General features: G+C 56.9%; 12 protein-coding genes. 9 read left to right on the forward strand and 3 right to left on the reverse strand.

The features are described 5' to 3' along the window. Window positions 1-734 precede the first annotated feature (734 nt). The 6 genes from O0S09_RS08940 (at window position 735) to O0S09_RS08965 (ending at window position 14,599) form a co-directional block, all read left to right on the forward strand. Window positions 735-4,091 carry an InlB B-repeat-containing protein gene (locus tag O0S09_RS08940; protein WP_268923629.1) on the forward strand — a complete coding sequence of 1,119 codons (3,357 nt, stop codon included), beginning with the start codon at window positions 735-737 and terminating at the stop codon, window positions 4,089-4,091. Window positions 4,092-4,627: 536 nt separating this feature from the next. Next, window positions 4,628-7,903: an InlB B-repeat-containing protein gene (locus O0S09_RS08945; protein ID WP_268923630.1), complete on the forward strand. Its 3,276-nt coding sequence runs from the start codon at window positions 4,628-4,630 to the stop codon at window positions 7,901-7,903. 52 nt (window positions 7,904-7,955) lie between these two features. Beyond that, window positions 7,956-10,580: an InlB B-repeat-containing protein gene (locus tag O0S09_RS08950; RefSeq protein ID WP_268923631.1), complete on the forward strand. Its 2,625-nt coding sequence runs from the start codon at window positions 7,956-7,958 to the stop codon at window positions 10,578-10,580. Window positions 10,581-10,594: 14 nt separating this feature from the next. Beyond that, window positions 10,595-13,564: an InlB B-repeat-containing protein gene (locus O0S09_RS08955; protein ID WP_268923632.1), complete on the forward strand. Its 2,970-nt coding sequence runs from the start codon at window positions 10,595-10,597 to the stop codon at window positions 13,562-13,564. A 216-nt stretch (window positions 13,565-13,780) separates the two neighbouring features. Further along, window positions 13,781-14,296: a hypothetical protein gene (locus O0S09_RS08960; protein ID WP_268923633.1), complete on the forward strand. Its 516-nt coding sequence runs from the start codon at window positions 13,781-13,783 to the stop codon at window positions 14,294-14,296. Between the two features lie 21 nt (window positions 14,297-14,317). Continuing rightward, a complete protein-coding gene (locus O0S09_RS08965) occupies window positions 14,318-14,599 on the forward strand; it encodes a hypothetical protein (protein WP_268923634.1) in 282 nt (93 codons plus the stop codon). Window positions 14,600-14,630: 31 nt separating this feature from the next. Here the strand turns inward: O0S09_RS08965 and O0S09_RS08970 are convergent, their stop codons facing one another. Then, the gene (locus O0S09_RS08970) at window positions 14,631-15,782 is read right to left on the reverse strand and encodes an energy-coupling factor ABC transporter ATP-binding protein (RefSeq protein ID WP_268923635.1); all 1,152 of its coding nucleotides are present in this window, start codon (window positions 15,780-15,782) and stop codon (window positions 14,631-14,633) included. Beyond that, entirely contained in the window at window positions 15,779-17,581 is a 1,803-nt protein-coding gene (locus tag O0S09_RS09990) for an energy-coupling factor ABC transporter permease (protein WP_338148517.1), read from the reverse strand. The genes O0S09_RS08970 and O0S09_RS09990 overlap by 4 nt, the downstream gene beginning before the upstream one ends. Before the next feature lie 80 nt (window positions 17,582-17,661). Between O0S09_RS09990 and O0S09_RS08985 the strand changes: the two genes are divergently transcribed. Both O0S09_RS08985 and O0S09_RS08990 read left to right on the forward strand, forming a co-directional pair. After that, window positions 17,662-18,402, forward strand: a complete 741-nt coding sequence (locus O0S09_RS08985; RefSeq protein WP_268923636.1) for a SagB/ThcOx family dehydrogenase — start codon at window positions 17,662-17,664, stop codon at window positions 18,400-18,402. Next, window positions 18,399-19,721, forward strand: a complete 1,323-nt coding sequence (locus tag O0S09_RS08990) for a cobyrinic acid a,c-diamide synthase CobB (protein ID WP_268923637.1) — start codon at window positions 18,399-18,401, stop codon at window positions 19,719-19,721. The genes O0S09_RS08985 and O0S09_RS08990 overlap by 4 nt, the downstream gene beginning before the upstream one ends. Window positions 19,722-19,731: 10 nt before the next feature. Here O0S09_RS08990 and O0S09_RS08995 read toward each other — a convergent pair whose 3' ends face one another. After that, window positions 19,732-20,286 carry a flavodoxin family protein gene (locus O0S09_RS08995; protein ID WP_268923638.1) on the reverse strand — a complete coding sequence of 185 codons (555 nt, stop codon included), beginning with the start codon at window positions 20,284-20,286 and terminating at the stop codon, window positions 19,732-19,734. Window positions 20,287-20,630: 344 nt separating this feature from the next. On the opposite strand from O0S09_RS08995, the gene O0S09_RS09000 reads away from it, so the two are divergent. Then, entirely contained in the window at window positions 20,631-21,743 is a 1,113-nt protein-coding gene (locus O0S09_RS09000) for a 4Fe-4S binding protein (protein ID WP_268923639.1), read from the forward strand. The last annotated feature ends 12 nt before the right edge of the window (window positions 21,744-21,755 follow it).

The following is a 21,755-nucleotide window of genomic DNA, read 5'->3' on the forward strand; positions in this document are numbered from 1 at the left end:
ATGACAGGATCTCTTGTGAAGTAATTTTTTCCCCTGAGAGAGGTGATTCTGATTGGTGCGTGTTGTGAATATCACGTCCTTGTGCTGCGGGTTCGGGGGTGATGATTGTTGTTTATTTGTATTGGGGGTGATGCAGCATGCATGATGCGGCCTCCGCATGAATGGACCGTTTGGCCATACACCGAAGGCTGTTTCTTACGTCGTTTTTGCCGTGATATAAATATTTCTGAGAATATCTTGACAACATTCGAGGATAATTTTATTAGGTCTCAACGCGAATTGCACAAATGGCGAGCCATTTCTATTTACTACGTAAATAGCCATTTGCGCAATTCGAAAATTTACGATAAATTGACAAAAGAAGGAAGACGCGCAGAGGTTTCTACGGAGAATTGGTGACAGTGATTATATCCTACCTTGATAGTATATAGTACTCAAGTTAATATAAAAATATCTTCCAATCTCCTCCGAACGGAAATTGCTACCCATATCTTCCTAAACAGCAATTTTCAGGATTGGTGACAAATCCTCGTTTTTCTGTTTTTTACTGATGAAATGATGGTTGCGCACAACAATATTTTTTCTTCCATTATCGATAATTTCGATTTTTTGATGTTTTGCTCACCTCTTTTTTCCATACTATCAAGGTAGGATATAATCAGGGTTCCCTCATGAGTTTTGCGGGGAACTCTGCCGGATTTTTCCGGATATATTCGCACCTGAAAGGATTACGTATGAAAGTGAAATGTGTACGGGAACGCGCATCAAGTGCGCTCCCAGTAAAATCTCATCTGCGGCGGGTGATGTTCACTGCCGCAGTACTGCTTCTGCTTGTACTGTTCTGTACTGTTCCAGCAGCAGCAGGCTTAGAGGATGCCGTGGAGTTTGCCGGCGGCAAGTACACCTTGGTACAGGATCTTGCTGATGACATCAATAAAGTCACACCCAATACTGTATCTGTAAACGGTAACAACCTCGAACTTAACAAAGACATCAATCTTACTGGTGAACTGAATATCAGTTGTGAGATGACCATCGTTGGAAACGGCCACACCATCTGGCGCGGCGTGGGAAATATTGACCTCATCAGAGTTTCGGACGGAGGAAACCTCACACTTGGTGACGGAAAATCTACCCTGATCATTGACGGCAATAAGGCGAATTTTCCGAAAGGAGGTTGTCTGATAGATATCCGAGAAAATAGGGCTAAGGAAAATACCGTCATCATGAATAACGGTGTCACCTTAACCAACTCGACCATTGAGGGTGGTCATGGCGGAGCTATCCACGTGAACGGCAACTTTACGATGAATGGCGGTACCATCACCGGCAACAGCGTCATCGGCTCCGTCTCCGGCGGTGGTGTCATGTTTATCAGAGGTACGTTTACGATGCATGGTGGCGAGATTTCCGATAACTTTGCTGGCAACTTCGGCGGCGGTGTCTGTATTTTCGGTGCAGCCCCAGGTTCCTTTATCATGACTGGCGGCAAGATCACCAACAATACAGCCTGTCAGCCCGGAGGCGGTGTCTCTGTTCTCGATGGAGTTAAGACGTTTACGATGTCCGGAGGTGAGATATCCGGAAACATTTACTCTGGTAACGGCCCTGAAGTGTACCACGATGGTGGCAAATTTACCATCTCCGGATCTGCGAAAATCTCCAAAGGTGCCACCTATCTGAGCACGGGGAAGAATATCACACTTGGTGGTCCCATGTCCTCCGGTGGCGGAATAGCGAACATCACGGGGGCCTTTGGCCCGGGTGAGGTTATAGTCGCAACCGAATCAGAGGATGCCGCACAGGCCGCATTCCCGCACTTCAAGATAGGTGGTGCTCAGGCCACTGCCTATGTGCTTAAAGTGTCCGGAACCAACCTCATCGCGGGACAATACACCGTCACGTATGACGGCAACGGCAATACCTCTGGAGCTGTCCCGGTTGATTCCACGAACTACGTACCCAATGCAAAAGTCACCGTCAAAGACAACACCGGCTCTCTGGAAAAAACCAACTACGTCTTTGACGGCTGGAACACCAAAGCGGATGGAAAAGGAACAGCCTATGCACCGGGAGCTAACTTCAACATCAACGAAGACACGACCCTCTACGCCCAGTGGAAAGCGCTTCCTGTTCCCCTCACCGGCGAAAAGAACGTCACCGTCACATGGATCAACTCAACCATCGCCAACGTCACCATCCGGCTCGACCCGAACTTAGGAGACGCAACCGACGTATACGTCAAACTCGGCGAGAAACAATCCCAGAAACTCAACGGAAAGTTCCCCAAAGGAACTACCATCAGTGACCTTCAGATCACCGGCCTTACCGCAGGAACTACCTACAGTGTAACCGCCCTCCTCAAAAACACCGATATCAACACGGAGGAATACAGCTACGAGGACATCCTCACCGGCGTTCAGGCCCCAACCCCTGCCACCGTCACCATCACCGGCGAAGGCGGCGCGGAACTCCCGCAAGGAGGCGTCTCCCTCCCGCAGGGCAACAGCATGACCTTCGGAGTCATCGTCAAAGACAATAGCGGAACCATCCTCAAAGACGAACCCGTCACGTGGAGCGGAATGGGATCCCATACCAAAGAAGATACAAAAACTGCAACAACCATCACCCTCAGCGGTACCAGTGAAGGAACCGACACTCTCAAAGCAGAGACTGTTAACGGCAAAGCAAGCGGAACCACAGAAATCACGGTAACCACTGAAAAACCAACCACACTCAGCATCAAAGCTGACAAAACAACCATCGCACTCGGCGACACTGTACAGTTAACCCCGGAGGCCACCGGTACCTATGGTCAACTCTTCGCCGGATACGATGTCACGTGGAAAGTCAGTCCGACTGGCACCATTGGCCCCAGCAAAACCGGAGCCAGCGTGGCATTCAAGCCTGAAAATGCAGGCACCTACACAATAAACGCCTCCATCGCTGACCCGCAGCTCACTGCAACAGACATCACCATCACCGTCATCGGCAACCCAGAGATCTCTGTTCAGCCGGAGAGCAAAGAATACGTCAGAACCGAGGCTGCAAACGACCTCAGTGTCACCGCAGCCGCACCGGCTGGCGGCAGCGGAACTCTTGCCTACCAGTGGCAGAAATCCACTGACTCGTCCTTTAAGGCCGACATCAGCGACGTCGGAACCGCTCAAACCTACAAACCTGACACCAGCAGTACAGGCACCACCTACTACCGCGTAAACGTCACCTACACCGAAGGCAGCATCACCACCTGGGCAGTCAGCGAAGTAGCAAAGATCACCGTCAACGAACCAACCGTGGACAGCATCTCACTTGAACCGAATACGCTCACCATCTCGAAAGGCACATCGGGAACAGTCACTGCAACCGGAAGGAACGCAACCGTTCCGAATCTTGCACTCGATGCTGACATCGCGTGGAGTATCACCGAAGGTCAGGACAACATCACCATCGCTCCGAGCCAAAACAAGGTAACCATTAGCGGCAGCGCCGAAGGAACGGCAAAAGTCACCGCATCCACCGGTGTCGACATCTCTGCCGAACTCAGCGTCACCATCACCAATGCACCGCCGACGCAGCCAACATCCAAGCCAACCCAGCCTCCGGCACCCTCCGGTGGCAGCAGCGGCTCCGGCAACATGGACAACTCCTTCCGTGTCCTCTTCGAAACCAGCGGCGGCAGCTTCATCAGCCCGGTGACGTACCTCTCCTACGGAGACAAGATCAGCCAGCCGCCTGCACCAACCAAAGACGGCTACACCTTCGGCGGCTGGTACAAAGACAGCGCATGCACGCAAAGCTGGAGCTTCTCCGAAGGCATCCCCGGTGACATCACCCTCTATGCCAAATGGACCAAAACCTCCGGCAGCAACAACGGCCAGCAGAGCAAACCAACCACTCAGCCGACCGCAAAACCAACAACTGCGCACGAAACGACCAAGTCGCCGACTGTAGCAGCAACCACCGCAGCACCGGTAACCACCACCTCCGCAGGCGGCGTCACGCCTACCTTAACCCAGGCACCCGCCCCGGTACTTGGCGCACTCCTCGGACTCCTTGCCGCAGGTGCACTGCTCAGAAGAAAAGACTAACACACCAACAAACGACGAACAAGAGACCACCCCACACCCGGTCTCTTTTTCCGAATTACCCTCACCCTCGGTATCCCCGGCGGCAGAGGACACGGAACACACAGCAACACGCATCGATGCGCAGCGTCTCCCGGGTGCCCTCAACAAAATCGTAGACTCATGACCCCGGAACACACCGCACGCCGCACCGCTCAGGCCACCCTCTGCGTGTTCACCCCCGCAGAACAATACGCACGGTGGGGACCGTGCACCGGCCTGACCGGCAGGCAGCATCATACCACACACAGCCTGCAAAAACGTGTCCGCCGAAACCGGTATCATGCCGGTACCCGCAGCAGACCACACCACTACAGACTTTCACTCAACCAGTGGTCTGGTGGGTTCAGACCTCGCAAAGGCCGCAACAGCTACAGACTTCACCCCGCGGCCTTGCGAGTGTCATCATGTCTGAAACCATGACAACCCACCCCTGAACTCTGCGGAAATTACCTTGCATTTTCCCAAATCTATCCACACTGAAAGGACTTCGTAGAATCATGCCCCAGAAATACCAATTTGCATCCCCCGGCCTCCGGCAGACCCTCATCACTGCCGTAACCCTCATCGTGCTTGCACTCCTCTGCATAGTTCCCGCAGCCGCAGAAGAACCCGTACCATTTGGCGGCGGCACATACAGCACCGCACAGGACCTTGCAAAAGCACTCGGAGATACCGTCGCAACCGCATCCGGCAACACCCTCACCCTCAAAAAAGACATCCATATCACCGGTACCATCACGATCACCGGTGACATGACCATTCTCGGAGACGGCCACATCATCTACCGCGGCGGCGAAGGATTCTTCCTCATCAGCGTCACATCCGGAACGCTCACCCTCGGAAGCGGTAACTCTGGAGACACACTGATCATTGACGGCCAGAACGACAAATTCAGCTCCGCACAAAACACCCACGGCTCCATCTACGTGGGTGGCAGCAGCAACCGTCTCGTCATAAAAGACGGCGTCACTCTGAAAAACACCACGCTTACGGGCAAGAGTCACGGCAGTGCCGTTGTCGTCCAGAACGGGGCAGTCTTTACCATGGAAGGCGGCCTCATCACACAGAACACCGCGGGATGTGGGGCAGTCAACATCGCCGATAAAGCATCCTCCTTCCAGATGACCGGCGGCGAAATCTCCGACAACACGGCCAGCGCCGACGGCGGCGGTGTCCAGAACTATGGTACGTTCACCCTGTCCGGCGGTAAAATCTCCCGCAACACTGCCAGCAGCAGCGCCGGCGGCGTCATTGACCGGGACGGGAGCACGTTCACCATGATCGGCGGTGAAATCTCCGGCAACAAGGCCCTTAAGAACTACGGCGGCGGCATCTTTCACGGTGGCGGTGGCACGTTCACCCTGAAAGGCGGGGACATCTCCGGCAACACTGCCCCTAAAAACGGCGGCGGCGTATGCAACTGGGGCCCGTTCATCATGACCGGCGGTAACATCTCCGGCAACAAGGTCAGCAGCAGCTCGACCAGCGCCGACGGCGGCGGCGTCTATAATTGGGCAAAATTCACCATGTCGGGCGGCACCATCTCCGGCAACACTGCCGCCAACGACGGCGGCGGCGTCACCAACAGGAACATATTCACCATGTTGGGCGGCAATATCTCCGGCAACACTGCCGCCAAAAAGGCCGGTGGCGTCTATAACTATAAGGGCACGTTCACCCTGTCGGGAGGTGAAATCTCCGGCAACACGGCCAACAACGGTGGCGGCGTCGAAAACTGGGAAAAATTCACCATGTCGGGCGGCACCATCTCCGGCAACACGGCCAAGAACTACGGCGGCGGCGTATATATTACTGATAGCGGCACGTTCACCATGTCGGGTGGTGAAATCTCCGGCAACTCAGGAAAAAATGGTGCTGCTATTATGATCCCCTCCGGCGGTTCAGTCTTTCAGATGACCGGCGGCAGTGTTATTGACAATATCGGCAGCGGTCTTACGTGTAACGGGGCAAGCACCGTTACCGTTGGCGGCAGCGCCCTCTTTTCCAACAATACCGGCGGCTCGCACCTCTCCTTCGACAAAGGGGGGACACTTTACCTGACCGGCGGCACATTCAAAAAAGGGGAGCACGGATCCAGCGCGCTCGATATGAAAAATACCAACATCTACCTCTCCGGCCCGGTCACCTTCGACGCCGACCTCCCGTTTGACGTACTGTCCAGCAACGGTCTCTTAACCATAAACGGTGATTTCACCGGCTCAATTAAAAGTTTCAATCTCCAGGATGAAAACCTTGATGGCAAAGACTTCATCAAAATTGACTCAAATAAAACCAGCCAGAAACCCTCCGAGCTCATCAACCGGTTTGCTCTCTCCAACACCAGCAAATGGACACTCGTCGCAGACGACACCACAAACACCATCAAAACCGTCCTCAACAAACCCAAAGCCCTCAGCGGCGAAGGGAACGTCACCGTCAAATGGATCAACGCAACCATCGCCAACGTCAGCATCCGGCTCGACCCGAACGCCAACGACGCAACCGATGTATTCGTCAAACTCGGCGACAAACCCTCGCAGACCCGCACCGGCACATTCTCCAAAGGAAGCACCATCAGTGACCTCCAGATCACCGGCCTTACCGCAGGGACTACCTACAGCGTAACCGCAGTCCTCAAAAACAGCGACATCAGCGAAAAAGAGTTCACCTACGAGGACATCCTCACCGACGTTCAGGCCCCAACCCCTGCCGCCGTCATCATCACCGGAGAAGGAGGCGCCGAAATTCCGTCCACCGGCATTCTCCTCCCGCAGGGCAAGAGCATGACCTTCGGGGTCCTCGTCACAGACAAAGAAGGAACCATCCTCAAAGACGAACCCGTCACGTGGGAGATTACCGGAGGCAAAACCTCAGAAAACGAGAGAACTGCAACAACCATCACCCTCACCGGCGGCAACAGTGAAGGACCCGACACTCTCAAAGCAACCACTGATCACGGTTCAGTAAGCGCTAGCGCAACAATCACGGTAACCACTAAACAACCAACCCAACTCAGCATCGAAGCTGACAAAGAAGCCATCGCGCTCGGCGACACCGTACACCTGACCGCCGTCGCAACAGACGACGGAGGCGAACACTTTGGCGGATACACCGTCCAATGGACCGGCTCTGCAACCGCAACCAGCAAAACCGGAACCGCCGCCGCGTTCACCCCGACAACTGCTGGAAGCTATTCCCTGACCGCAACCGTCAGTGACCCGGTGCTTACTGCACAAAAAACAATCACCGTCACCGGCCCCCCCGCTCCCGAACCCGAACCCCAGCCCCCGCAGCCAACACAGCCTCCGGCACCCTCCGACGGCAGCTCCGGCAACATGGACAACGCCTTCCGCGTCCTCTTCGACACCTCCGGCGGCAGCTTCATCAGCCCGGCGACATCCCTCTCCTACGGAGACAAGATCACCGCACCGCCCGCACCAACCAAAGACGGCTGCACCTTCGGCGGCTGGTACAAGGATGAAGCATGCACACAAAGTTGGGACTTCTCCGAAGGCATCCCCGGTGACATCACCCTGTATGCCAAATGGACCAAAACCTCCAGCAGCGACAACGGCCAGCAGAGCAAACCAACCACTCAGCCGACCGCAAAACCAACCACCGTACCCGAAACCACAAAACCGACCGCGAGCCCCACCGCCACGGCAACCGCCGCAGGCGGCGTCACGCCCACCTTAACCCAGGCGCCCGCCCCAATAGCTGGCGCACTCCTCGGACTCCTTGCCGCAGGTGTCCTCCTCAGAAGAAGAGACTAACACCCACCGAACAAACGGCGAACAAGAGACCACCCCACACCAACCCCGTTCCATGACCCAGAAGTACCACCACCCATCCCTTGGCCTCAGGCACACCCTCATCACTGCCATAGCCCTCATAACGCTTGCACTCCTCTGCACAGCACCCGCAGCCGCAGACACAAACACCATCGGCACACCCGTAATCACCGCGCATCCGCAGAGCAGCGAATACCCGCCAAACACCCCCTGTATCCCCCTCTCCGTCTCCGCAGAACCCCCCGAAGGAGGCACAGGCACCCTCTCCTGTCAGTGGCAGAAATCCACCCGCCCCGACTTTGCAGACATCGAACTCTCCCCAAAACAGACATTTGACAAGAGCACCACCTACCCGATCCCGAACTCGCCGCCCGGCACCACCTCCTACTACCGCGCAAACATCAGCTACACCGAAAACGGCATCACCACCTGGGTACTCAGCAACTACGCAGCAATAACCACCCACCACATCCCCCCGCAGTACACCGCGTACTGGTTCAACACCACCACCACCGCAATCAACCTCACCCTCTCCCCAACCGCAGGGAACGCAGACAGCGTATACATCAAACTCGGCGACAAACAATCCCCGGCACGCTCCGGACCCTTCACCCGCGGAATCACCATCACCAACTTCCCGTTCTCCGGCCTCACCCCGGGACAAACATACGAACTAACAGCCTACATCAAATACCAAAACACAGACCAGTACACCGCCCAACCATTAGACCCGATAACCGCCCCCGTTCCCGACGAAATCGACATCGTTCCTGGGAGTCATGGCGAACTTCCCCTATCGGGTGAGTCCTGCATCTTCCCGCCGGGCAACACCATGACCTTCTCTGCCGTCACCCAGAACAACAGCGACAGCTACCCGAACATCTTCCAAAACGACCCCGTCATCTGGAACCTTCAAGGAACCAACACCACCATCATTGCCCAAACCCCGACAACCATCACCCTCAAAAGCGGCAGCACTGCCGGAACCGACACCCTCACCGCAGCCACACAAAACGGTCTCCTTCGCAGCGAACCGATACCACTCATAGTAGACCCAGACAAAGTACCAACCGAACTCCGGATCGAGATAGCGCATCCCGTCCCACTCGGTGACACCACATACTTAGTCGCCGCTGCCTTTTCCGAAGATGATCTGTTGTTCCTCGGATACGACCTCACCGTGACCGGTATCTCACTCCCGACCAGCAAAATCCCCGCAATACTCTACTTCACCCCCACCGAAGCAAAGACCATCAGTGCCGCAATCACCGTCAACGGAAAGAAAATCTCTTCAACCACGGAGAATGTCACCGTCATCGACAAACCAGCAATCACCTCCCAACAAACAGCCGACGCCGTCTACTTCGAAAGCGACACCCCAAATCCGCTCAGCGTCACCGTATCCTCACCCGGCAGCGGACCTCTTACCTACCAGTGGCAGAAATCCACCGACCCAACCTTCCAGGCAAACGTCTGGAACATCGAAGGAGCAACCACCCCGACCTACACCCCGACCATCCAGATACCAGAATCCGGGATCTCCCCCAACATCACCTACTACCGTGCTAAAATCACCTACACCGACCCCATCTACAACATGATCAGCACCTACGCATACAGCCGCATCGCAAAAATCACCGTCCTCAAACCAACCCCGGACACCATCACCCTCAACCCCTCGGAGCTCACGATCGAAAAAGGCACAACAGCACACATCACCGCAACCGCGCAGAACAGCACCCGTCCGGACCTCACCTGTGACCATCCCATCGCCTGGAGCATTGAAACCGGCGGAGAGTACCTCACCCTCAGCCAGAACAAAAACGAAGCCGACATCACCGCAGCCGCCGAAGGAGTCGCCGTCATCCGCGTAACCTCCGGCGACGCAGAGACCCGGCTCACCGTCATCGTCACCGACGCATCCTCCCCCGCACAAAAACACCTCATCACCGCAACCGCCGGACCCGGCGGCACCATCAGCCCGAACGGTGACATCCCCGTCGTCGAAGGAACATCGCAAACCTTCACCATCATCCCCGACCGCGGCTACCGGATTGCAGACGTCACCGTAAACGGAACCTCCGTCGGAGCAGTAACCAGCTACACCTTCCCCTCCGTCTCCCAACCCTACACCATCGCCGCAGCCTTCACCAACGCGCCCGCTCCCGAACCCGAACCTCAGCCCCCGCAGCCTCCGGCAACCTCCGGCAGCAGCTCCGGCAACATGGACAACGCCTTCCGTGTCCTCTTCGACACCTCTGGCGGCAGCTTCATCAGCCCGGTGACCAGCCTCTCCTACGGAGACAAGATCACCGCACCCCCTGCACCCACCAAAGACGGCTGCACCTTCGGCGGCTGGTACAAAGACGAGGCATGCACGCAAGAGTGGAACTTCTCCGAAGGCATCCCCGGCGACATCACCCTCTACGCCAGATGGACGTCTGCCGCAGGCACACCGGCGGACCCAACCCCGATCCCCACCGCACCCGAAACCGCAGAACCAACCACCGTGCCGGAAACCCACCACCCGACCACGAGCCCCACCACCACAACCGCCGCAGGTGGCGTCACGCCCACCCTAACCCAGGCACCCGCACCGGTACTTGGCGCACTCCTCGGACTTCTTGCCGCAGGAGCACTGCTTAGAAGAAGAGACTAACACCCACCCGTTCCATGAACCAGAAGTACCACCACCCATCCCCCCGCCTCAGGCGACCCCTCATCACTGCCGTAACCCTCATAGTGCTTGCACTCCTCTGCACAGTCCCCGCAGCAGCCGCAGAACCCGTACCATTTAGCGGCGGCGAATACAGCTCCGCACAGGAACTTGCAAGCAAACTCGGGGACGCCGCAACCGCATCCGGCAACACCCTCACCCTCAAAAAAGACATCAAGCTCACCGGTCAATTGGCCATCACCAACGGCACAATAACCATCATTGGAAACGATCACACCATCTGGACCGGCACAGACACTGCAAATCTCATCCAACTTTATAACGGAGGGAAACTCACACTCGGTGACGGAACCTCGAAACTAACTTTTGACGGCAAGAACATCAAGAAAACGAAGGGTGTCCTGTTCCATATCGGCTCACCCGATTCCGCACTCGTCATGCAGAATCATGTCACCATACAAAACATCGTTGCACCGTCGTATGGCAGCGCCGTTTATATCGACGGCACGGGCTCATTTACCATGAAAGGTGGGGAAATCACCAACTGTACAGCAGGGTACACCGGTGGTGCAATATATGTTGAGGATGGCTCATTTATCATGGAAGATGGTATCATCTCCCGCTGTCAGGCCAAACCCAATCCCCATGATCTATCCCGCGGAGGTGGAATCTCGACTGACGGACGCTTCAACACCTCTATTCTCATGAAAGGCGGCAAGATAACCGGCAACATTGCCCACTTGTCCGGTGGTGGTATCTATGCCAACAGTAACTGCACATTTACCATGTCCGGCGGGGAGATTTCCGGCAACACTGCCAACGACGGCGGCGGCATATATATCTTTGACGACCTCTTCACCATGACCGGCGGTACCATCTCCGGCAACAATGCCGCCAACGACGGCGGCGGTGTCTATAACTACGCGGGCACGTTCAGCCTGTCGGGCGGCAGTATCTCCGGCAACACTGCCACTTCCCCCAACAGCGACGGCAACGGCGGCGGTGTCGTTAACTTCGATGGCCCGTTCACCATGACCGGCGGAACCATCTCCGGCAACAATGCCGTCACCTATGGCGGCGGCGTATGCAACTTCGGCACGTTCAGCCTGTTGGGCGGCAACATCACCGGCAACAAGGTCACCACACGCAGCGACAGATTATATGACGGCGGCGGCGGTGTCTATAACTGGGAAACATTCACCATGTCGGGCGGCACCATCTCCGGCAACACTGTCCCTTCCGTCGATGGCGACGGTGGCGGCGGTGTCTATAACATGAAAACGTTCACCATGACCGGTGGTACCATCTCCGGCAACACTGTCGCCGCATCTGGCGGCGGCATATATAACAAACACACCTTCACCATGACCGGCGGTATCATCTCCGGCAACAAAGCCACCGGTACCGGCGCTGAACTGTACCACACCGGCAGCGAATTCTCCCTCTCAGGATCAGGAAATATCTCCGGCGGCACCACCTATCTGGACGGAACGCGGACCATCACCCTCAGCGGCGCACTATCCGGAACCGGCGGCATACAAAACATCGTAACACCAGATCCGAAGCTGAACGACATCATCGTCACGACCCGCTCATCCGAAGACGCAAAGACCGCACGCCCGTACTTCACGCTGGACAGCAGTCTGGCCAAGGACTATGGTCTCATCGTATCCGGAACCAACATCGTCTTGGGAGAATACACCGTCACGTATCACGGCACCGGCAGCACCGCAGGAACTGCCCCGACCGATTCCAATACCTACAAACCCAATGTACAAGTCACCGTCAAAGACCAAAGCACTCTGGTAAAAACCGGCCACACCTTTGACGGCTGGAACACCAAAGCCGACGGAAGCGGAACAGCCTATAACGCGGGAGCTGCCTTCCCCATCAACGAAGACACGACCCTCTACGCACAGTGGAAACCCAATGTAACTACGATCACTCTGCAGAACAACAGTAAAACCTTCGACACCGTAACCATCACCTACGGAACAGATAAAGTCCATGATACGCCGAAGGTCCCAACCAAACCCACCCACACCCTCCTCGGCTGGTACACCGCAGAAACCGGCGGACTTCCGGTAATCAACTCCGTCGGAGACCTTATCAACAGTGCAGGCTACGTCACGGACGGCACGTGGATCTATGAAGACCCCACACTAACTCTCTATGCCCAGTGGCATAAGAGCACCCTCCCTCCGAAGATTACCACCACCGGTCTCCCTGAAGGAATCACCGACACCAAATACGAAGAAGTTACGCTGAAAGCAACCGGAACCACCCCGATCACCTGGTCGATTGCCAGCGGGAACCTTCCTAACGGTCTAACACTATCTCCCGACGGTATCATCAGCGGAACCCCCACCAAAGCAGGAACGTTCACCTTCACCGTACAAGCAGCGAACGCCGACCCTGCTGGTACCGACACCAAACAACTTACCATCACCATCGCCAGCAACCCCAACCCCGGACCCAAACCGCCGCAGCCAACACAGCCTCCGGCAACCTCAGGCAGCAGCTCCGGCAACATGGACAACGCCTTCCGTGTCCTCTTCGAGACCTCCGGCGGCAGCTTCATCAGCCCGGCAACCAGCCTCTCCTACGGCGACAAGATCAGCCAGCCGCCCGCACCCACCAAAGACGGCTGTACCTTCGGCGGCTGGTACAAAGACGAGGCATGCACGCTGGCTTGGAGCTTCTCCGAAGGCATCCCCGGTGACATCACCCTCTACGCCAAATGGAACCACGGCAGCAGCACGGACCCAACCCCCACTGCACCCGAAACCGCAGAACCAACAACTGCGCCGGAAACCCACCACCCGACCGCGATCGCCACCACGGCACCGCCCGTCACCGCCACCAGCAAAACCCTACAGCCCACCCTAACCCAGGCACCCGCCCCAATAGCTGGCGCTCTCCTCGGACTCCTTGCCGCAGGAACACTCATACGGAGAAGAACCTAACCCCCTCCCTCTCTTTTCACAACCAACCCGCAGCAGAAATCTTTCTCCCGCCAAAGACCCCCTCTGCAAAACACACAAAAAACCTGCAAAAATTTTCCTTCATATCTTCTCGGCCCCAACAACATAGATGGAGCAGTGCAAAACACCAAACGTCCGGACACCGCACCTCCACCAACAAAACACAAAAAAAACACCCAACAAAAAACGAGAAAAACCATGCCAATCGACTTCACCCCCACCAGCACCGTAAAAAGCGCAAAACGCACCTTCACCGCACCGATCACCTCTGCCGCTACCTTCGACGCCGCAATCGCCGCGCTCAAAGCAGAGGACAACCCGCTCGGCGCAACCGCATACCAGACCTCCGGCGAAACCATCGACGGCGTCACCACCGCCGCTGAATCCTACCGGGCCACCATCGAATACGTAAACCCCCTCGGAAAAACCCTCGGCGCAATCACCATCACCGCCCCCGGCCGCGACGCCTACGATACAATCATCGCAGAAATCCTCGCAACAACCGCAATCACCCAGGCCTACGGCGCAGACACAACCGCAAACCGCAACACAGCAAAAGACAGCTGGAACGTCCGCCTCAAAATCCACGACCCAACCGGCGAAAACTACTACCTCAGCTTCACCAGAAAAGACCTCAGAATCAACTCCTACGAGGCCGACACCATCCTCACCAAAGTAGACACCTGGGCAGACGGCGTAGCCGCACTCAACTAACCGACCCGCCCATTTTCTAACGTGGGGGTTGCCCCGTGCGGGGCAACCCCCACAGAAAATGACCGGCGCGGTCCGCTCGCGGGCTCCACCCGCTCGGACGCAGCAGCTGAACCGGAACGTCTGGAAAATAAAAACAAAAAAGGAGAAAAAATCATGGACACCCTTACTACCCTCCTCATCATCGGTCTCGCCGCACAGGGCATCGCATTCGCCGCAATCGTCCTCGCCCCGCCCCTCTACGCATGGGCGGACAGATGGCTTGACCGCACCCACCACAGCACCGCACACGAACACCGGGACTAACCCTCCCGGCCCTCCCTTTTTTTCCCGCACCCTACACCCGCACCACTGGCACCACAACCCCGCTCTCCTCCGCAAACACCCGCGCCCGCAGCTCCACCCGGTCCAGCATACCCCCGCAGGTCAGAATCAGTGTATCCTCCCCCGTCATCGCCGACAACAAACACTTATCCACCACCCCGTACGTATAATCCGGCAGATACCCCGCATCATGACAGAACCGCTTCGCCCGCGTCCCCATCGCACCCGTCCGCCGCCCCGGACACTCCGCGCACAACTCCGCAAACCGCTCCCGTGTCAGCCCGTCCGTATCCGCCAGAAACACCCTCCCAAGACTCCGCACACCGCCCTCAGCCGCCCCCGCAATCAGCTGCGTCATCTCCGGAATCCCCTTCGGCGGCACCGCCCCCGCAACCAGACCCCGGCGCAACAGCTCCATATACAAATCCAGCAGAACCGGCGGCGTCAGCCGCGCACCCCGCATCAGATCCCGGTCCGTAAACACCGCCGCAGGCGTCCCCTGATGCAAAAGCTCTCCCCCGCCCAGCAGAATCACCTCATCCGCCCACCGGTACGCAAGCTCCACATCATGCGTCGACAACAAAATCGTCGTCCCATCCTCATGCAGCTCATCCAGCAGATCCATAATCTCCACCGCCGTCGCCGGATCCAGCGACGCCGTCGGCTCATCCGCCACCAGAATCTCAGGCCGCATCGCCAGAATCCCCGCAATCGCCACACGCTTCCGCTCCCCGCCCGACAAATGATGCGGCGGCCGCCTCTCATACCCCGTCAGCCCCACCGCAAACAGCGCATCCGCAACCCGCGCACGAACCTCCTCCTCCGGAAGACGCAGATTCGCCGGACCAAACGCCACATCCGCATACACACTCGGCGCAAACACCTGCGCATCCGAATTCTGAAACACCAAACCAACCGCAGACCTCACCCGCCGGAGAGCCGCCCGGTCATACACAACCTCCTCCCCATCCACACGGACACACCCCTTCTCCGGCACCAGCGTCCCGTTACACATCAAAAGAAGCGTCGTCTTCCCGGCACCATTCGGCCCGACAACAGCCACCTTCTTCCCGCGCTCAATCGCAAACGAAACCCCCTTCAGAGAAGGAGGACGGTTCGGATACGAATACCAGATATCATCAAATTCTAACACATAATCGCTCATAATAACCTCCATTCAACAAACAGCAGAACAACCGCCGCAGAAAGAAACACCACAACCGACACCACCGCACGCAGCGTCGCCCGGCTCTCCTCCTCCGGCAGAACCATACACCCGTCATAACAGCGGGAATCCATCGACAGAAAAATAGACTCCCCCCGATCCCAGGTCCGGATAAACAGCATTGATGCCAGCATCGCAAACGAACTGATCCAGCTTCTCAGCGAATAATACCCGCCCCGCATCACCTGCGCATTATGAATACTGATCGCCTCTCCGACAAACACAAAAATATACCGGTAAATCAGCATAGCCAGATCCACAAACTCCTGCGGAAACCGCAGACGCTGCAACACCGCAAACAACGACGTCATCGGCGTCGTCAGCGCCAGAAAATACAAACTGCACATACCGGCAAACGTCCGGGAAAGCACCAGAACCGCAAGCGAAACAGACTCCGTCGTCACCGCAAGATGCATAGGACCAATCACCGCAACATCCAGCAGCACCTCCCCGCCCCCCGTAATCAGCAGAATCACCAGCGCACCCGTCCCCGCAAACATCACCGGAATCATCAGAAGCGACGCATACAGATGCAGACTCACCCGCGCAAGAACAAACGCCGCACCAATCATCACCGCCGCAACAAACAGCGGCACATACGGCAGGGGCGACATCACCGCAATCACAATCGCCGCCCCGCACAGCACCAGCTTCAGCCATGCCGGAACATACCGCAGCGGACTCGACATCGCCGCATCATCCAGAATATGCTCATCAAAGATCGTATGCCGCACCTCCGCGCACCGCCCCTTACCGCACCGCATCCGGCGCAGCCAGTACAGGCACAGCACCACCACCGCCGCACCGGCACCCGCCTGCAGCGCAAACAACCACCCGTGCATATCCTCCGAAAACACCTCCCCCGCCGCAAACCACGGCACAACCCCCGCACTCGCAAGCGTCCCCGCAACAATATCATCCGTACCGGGCTGTGTCCCGTACACCGCAAAACAGAACGCCGCAGCAGCCGCAGCCCCGACAACCAGAACCCCCGGCACCACCCATCTGCGCAGAGACGGCACCTCCCTCTCCGCATCACACACCCCGCCAAGCCTCTTTGTCTCCTCCCGGCTCAGAATCCCAAGACTCACAAAAACCTCCGGCTTCAGCGTAATCACAAGCCGCATCACAAGCACAATCGCAACACCCTCCACAACCGCAAGCGGAACCTGCGTAATCCCAAAAACACCCATATAGAAAACAAACGTCGCAAAAATACCCCCATCCGCCGCAGGATACGCAAGAGCCAGCTGCAGCGACGTCATCGCATACGTCGCAAGATCCGCCGCCGCCGCCGCACAGAACACCGTCGCCGTAAACCCCCGCACCGAAAACTCCGGCATCACCACATGACCGGCCCGGAAGATCAGACACGCAGCAAACGGACCCGCAACACCCATCGCAACAACATTTGCGCCGAGCGTCGTAAGACCCCCGTGCGCAAGAAACAGCGCCTGAAACACCAGCACAATCGTACAGAACACCGACGTAATCGCAGGCCCGAACAGAACAGACCCGAACCCCGTACCCGTAGGATGCGACGACGACCCTACAGACGGTATTTTAAGTGATGAAAGAATAAACACAAATGCACCGGCAAGACCAAGAAGAGGAAGCGCCTCCGGGCGTCTGCGCACAAGTCTGGTGAAAGCCGCAATACCTGCACCAACGCAGATAACTGCAACAATCGTCCAGAACTGCCACCAGGGACCCGGAAGAAAACCCTCCATAATATGCATAGGAATAAACACCAATTTATTTGCCGTAGCAAAATATTACTATACCAATTTCCGACCACTACAATTTAAGGTAACCGATCATGAAGGACGACGCAGGCTATAATTTTCTGAACGTGACAAAGTATCCGACGGATCAGCACCCTGATGCAACACTCGGCATACCTGCCCCGGCATTCGTAACATCTCCCCGGAATGGCGCAGAGATAATCTCTCTCCCGCATCCGGGCGACATCCCGCTTTCCCCGCTGGACCTCCGCGACGCGATTGCATCCCGGAGAACCATCCGGTCCTTCACCCGCGACCCGATCCCGCTTACCGCCCTCTCCTATCTCCTGTGGGCATCTTCCGGCATAACCGGCGACAGCATCATGTACCGGGCCGCCCCCTCCGCGGGCGCCCTGCACCCGGTGGACACCTACCTTGCAGTCCAGCAGGTCGAAGAACTCACCCCCGGCGTATGGCGATATCATCCCGACCTGCACGCACTCGAACTCACCGCCGCAGGAACCGCCCCCGTCGCCGCACTGGGCCGCGCCTGCATGATGCAGCCCGCCGTCCTGCGTGCCCCGGTCGTATTCTTCTGGGCAGCAACCCCGTACCGCACCGTCTGGAAATACGGCCTGCGCGGCTACCGCGACATCTTCCTTGACGCCGGCCACATCTGCCAGAACTGTTACCTCGCCGCCGAACACTGCGGCCTTGGCCTCTGTGCCATCGGAGCCTTCTATGACGACGATGCCGCCGCCGCCCTGCAGCTCTCCGAAGATCAGTTCCTCCTCTACGCCGCAGCCTGCGGCGTTCCCCGGGAGGACTCCGCATGAACATACCGCGCATCGTCATCGCCGGAACCCACAGCGGCTGCGGAAAAACCACCGCAGCCTCCGGCATCATGGCCGCCCTCGTCGCCCGTGGCCTGGTCGTCCAGCCGTTCAAAGTAGGACCCGACTTCATCGACCCCTCACATCACACCATCGTATGCGGCAGGGAATCACGCAATCTCGACCCGTTCATGATGGGGGAAGACGGTGTCCGCGACTGTTTTGTCCGTGCATCCGCCGGAGCCGACATCGCCGTCATTGAAGGCGTCATGGGACTGTATGACGGAATTGACGGCTCCGACTGTTCCAGCACCGCACACGTCGCACGCCTGCTGGACGCCCCCGTCATCCTTATCGCCGACATCAAAGGCATGTCGCGCAGTGTTGCCGCCCTCATCAAAGGCTACACCGAATATGATCCGCGCCTCCGGTTTGCGGGCGTCATCATGACAAAAGGCGGAAGCGACCGGCACAAAACCATGACAACACGGGATCTCCCGCGGCCTCTCCTCGGCTGGATGCCGAGATCCGACGCCCTTGCCGTTGAAAGCCGCCATCTCGGCCTCGTAATGGGAAAAGAAGACTCCCGTATGCGGCTGATCGGATCATTTGTCGAAGAGCACTGCGACCTTGACGCAGTTTTCACCGCCGCACATACCGCCCCCCCCGTTCCGGATGCAGCCCGCCCCTCCCGCAGCAGAGACCCGCATACCACCATTGCCGTTGCCATGGACGCTGCCTTCTGCTTCTACTACCGCGACAACTTCGACTACCTGCGCACCGCCGGAGCAGAACTGATCTTCTTCTCCCCTCTCGCTGACCCTCTCCCGCAGGCAGACGCCTACTACTTCGGCGGCGGCTATCCCGAAGTACACGCCGCCGCCCTTGCCGCATCACCGTGCAAACCCGGCCTTCTCCGTGCCGCCGATGCCGGTCTCCCCGTCTTCGGAGAATGCGGAGGACTCATGTGGCTCTCCCGCAGCATCACCACCACCGACGGCACCGTCCACCCGATGACCGGACTCCTGGACGCCGATGCCGTAATGGAAAAACGCTTCGTCGCACTCGACTATGTCATCGGAACAACAACCGCCGACTCATCCTGCTTCCCGTCCGGCATGACGTTCCGCGGTCACGAGTTCCATTACTCCAAAACGATCCCGGACGCTGACGTCCGGTACCTGTTCTCGCTTGAACGCGGCCGGGGCATTGCCGACGCTTGCGACGGCATCTTCGCCGGATCCGTCCTCGGCGGCTACACGCACATGTACTTCGGAAAACCTGTCGCCGACGCATTCTGCAAACAGCTTGCACGACAGTAAAAAAAGAAAATTATGCGGCGAGCTTTGCACCAAGCTCTTTTGCCGCTGCAAGTGCTTCCGGTTTCAGATCATCTGCGGAATGGAGATCGCCCACAATCAGCGGCTTCTCAATTGCCGCTCCGCAGTACCGGAACCCTGCGGTCAGAATCTCCGCACATCCCGTATACGTCGCCACATCCGGCACACCCTGCGTAATCACTGCCGCCGCCTTCTTGCCCGCCGTCATCTTGGACCCGTTTGGTCCGAGGAACGCATACATCCGGTCCACAAAACATTTGATCTGTCCCGTGTTCTCACCGAAATAGATAGGAGAACCGATAATAACCGCATCCGCCGCATTGATCTTCTCATACAGCGGCGTCATATCATCCTTCTGCACACAGAACTTCGCCTGATCCTTTTTGCAGACAAGACACCCCTTGCAGCCGTGAATATCCATCTTTGCCGCATCAATGAACTCCACATCCGCCCCGGCTGCCTTTGCTGCATCCAGTGCCGTCTCAATCAGTTTCTTTGTGCTGCTTTTCGGCGCAGCAGACCCGCAAATACCAAGAATTTTTGTCATATACCACTATACTCTCTCACGCAGTAATTAGTTTGTGCATTCTGCCAGTTTTCTCTTTTTCGTGTATATTTGGTTTATTTTATTTATTAAATTAGTTACTGTAATTTATTTATATTAATCTGGACGAATAATAACCGACGATAACCTGTCATACAAACCGGAATCAGTGGTGTGCTGACCGGTTTTCATGAACGGTATGGTCCAAACCCCATACCCCGGTGTCGGACGGGCAGCGGCTTGACCGCATTTGCCCGACATCATTTTGCGAATCGAGGGATTCATACATGGCAATGAGTACAATGTATCCAAAATACTCCAAAAAAACCGAAGGAGATACTGTTATTATGGAACAGAAGCTCCTCAAAAAGGTCTCTCATCTTCGGTTGAACACCACGAAATGCAGCGGCTGTGGTATCTGTTCTGAGGTCTGCCCAAAGGAGGCTATCATTCTCGGACTTGTCGGAGCTGTTCTTCGTGGTGCCGTCAAAGGAGGATCGCCCATCTCTATTGACCCGGCGAAATGCTCCTACTGTGGTGTCTGCACCATCATGTGCCCGTTTGATGCACTTGAACTTGAGGTTGACGGGGAACCGGCCCTTCCCATTCAGGAACAGGAAGGTTTCCCCCAGTATAGTATAACCGCCGAGATTGATGAAAACAAATGCGTCCGCTGCACCACCTGCCGGGATGTCTGCCCGCAGAATGCCATCATCCGCGACGTTCCGGTGTATGAAGGAGACTCTCCCAGCGGTGAAATGCGCCAGAGTGCTCTTGATACCGAGATCTCCTTTGAGGTTGATACCGACAAATGTACCGTCTGCGGCATCTGTGCAGCACTCTGTCCGGCACTCCGGATTGAACGCATACCGTTCACTGCCCGTGATCCGAAATCGGCAGGTGAAGTCGTCTGGGACAACGCCCTGTGTAACGCCTGCCGCGTCTGTTCCGATGCCTGCCCCCATGACGCAATTACCGTCAGGCGGCTTCCCGTATCCGGCGAACAGAAACTGCCCGGCAGGGTTACCATAAATCAGGATCTCTGTATCACCTGCACCTGGTGTAAACAGGTATGCCCGACCGAGGCTGTTACGATTAAAAAGTTCTTTGACGGTGAGATCGTTTTCAACGCCGACAAATGCCCCGGCGGCTGTTCCACGTGTGTTGATGTCTGCCCGTGCAACGCCATCTACCTGCCGACGCCAATTCCTGCAATGTTTCTGAAACGTGACAGCATTGAGCCGAATATTGCGGTCAACAAGGACCTCTGCATTCTCTGTGGTGCCTGTGTCAACTCCTGCCCGTCCGAAGATGCAATCACCATCAGACGTTCCGGCATCCACGTCAAAGGTCCGGAGACCGAACTGTATAAGAGCATTGCTGACCGGCTGTTTGTTCCCCGGACCTCACGCCTGAAGGAAGACACGTTTGGTCAGGTTGAGTTAAAACCCCTGGAGTAACCAAGAATGGCA

The sequence above is a fragment of the Methanocorpusculum vombati genome (genome assembly GCF_026891935.1).
Lineage (GTDB): Archaea > Halobacteriota > Methanomicrobia > Methanomicrobiales > Methanocorpusculaceae > Methanocorpusculum > Methanocorpusculum vombati.

Coding starts and splice junctions, on each gene's coding strand:
- O0S09_RS08940 (WP_268923629.1), top strand. CDS start 735: ATGAAAGTGAAATGTGTACGGGAACGCGCATCAAGTGCGCTCCCAGTA.
- O0S09_RS08945 (WP_268923630.1), top strand. CDS start 4,628: ATGCCCCAGAAATACCAATTTGCATCCCCCGGCCTCCGGCAGACCCTC.
- O0S09_RS08950 (WP_268923631.1), top strand. CDS start 7,956: ATGACCCAGAAGTACCACCACCCATCCCTTGGCCTCAGGCACACCCTC.
- O0S09_RS08955 (WP_268923632.1), top strand. CDS start 10,595: ATGAACCAGAAGTACCACCACCCATCCCCCCGCCTCAGGCGACCCCTC.
- O0S09_RS08960 (WP_268923633.1), top strand. CDS start 13,781: ATGCCAATCGACTTCACCCCCACCAGCACCGTAAAAAGCGCAAAACGC.
- O0S09_RS08970 (WP_268923635.1), bottom strand. CDS start 15,782: ATGAGCGATTATGTGTTAGAATTTGATGATATCTGGTATTCGTATCCG.
- O0S09_RS09990 (WP_338148517.1), bottom strand. CDS start 17,581: ATGCATATTATGGAGGGTTTTCTTCCGGGTCCCTGGTGGCAGTTCTGG.
- O0S09_RS08985 (WP_268923636.1), top strand. CDS start 17,662: ATGAAGGACGACGCAGGCTATAATTTTCTGAACGTGACAAAGTATCCG.
- O0S09_RS08990 (WP_268923637.1), top strand. CDS start 18,399: ATGAACATACCGCGCATCGTCATCGCCGGAACCCACAGCGGCTGCGGA.
- O0S09_RS08995 (WP_268923638.1), bottom strand. CDS start 20,286: ATGACAAAAATTCTTGGTATTTGCGGGTCTGCTGCGCCGAAAAGCAGC.
- O0S09_RS09000 (WP_268923639.1), top strand. CDS start 20,631: ATGGAACAGAAGCTCCTCAAAAAGGTCTCTCATCTTCGGTTGAACACC.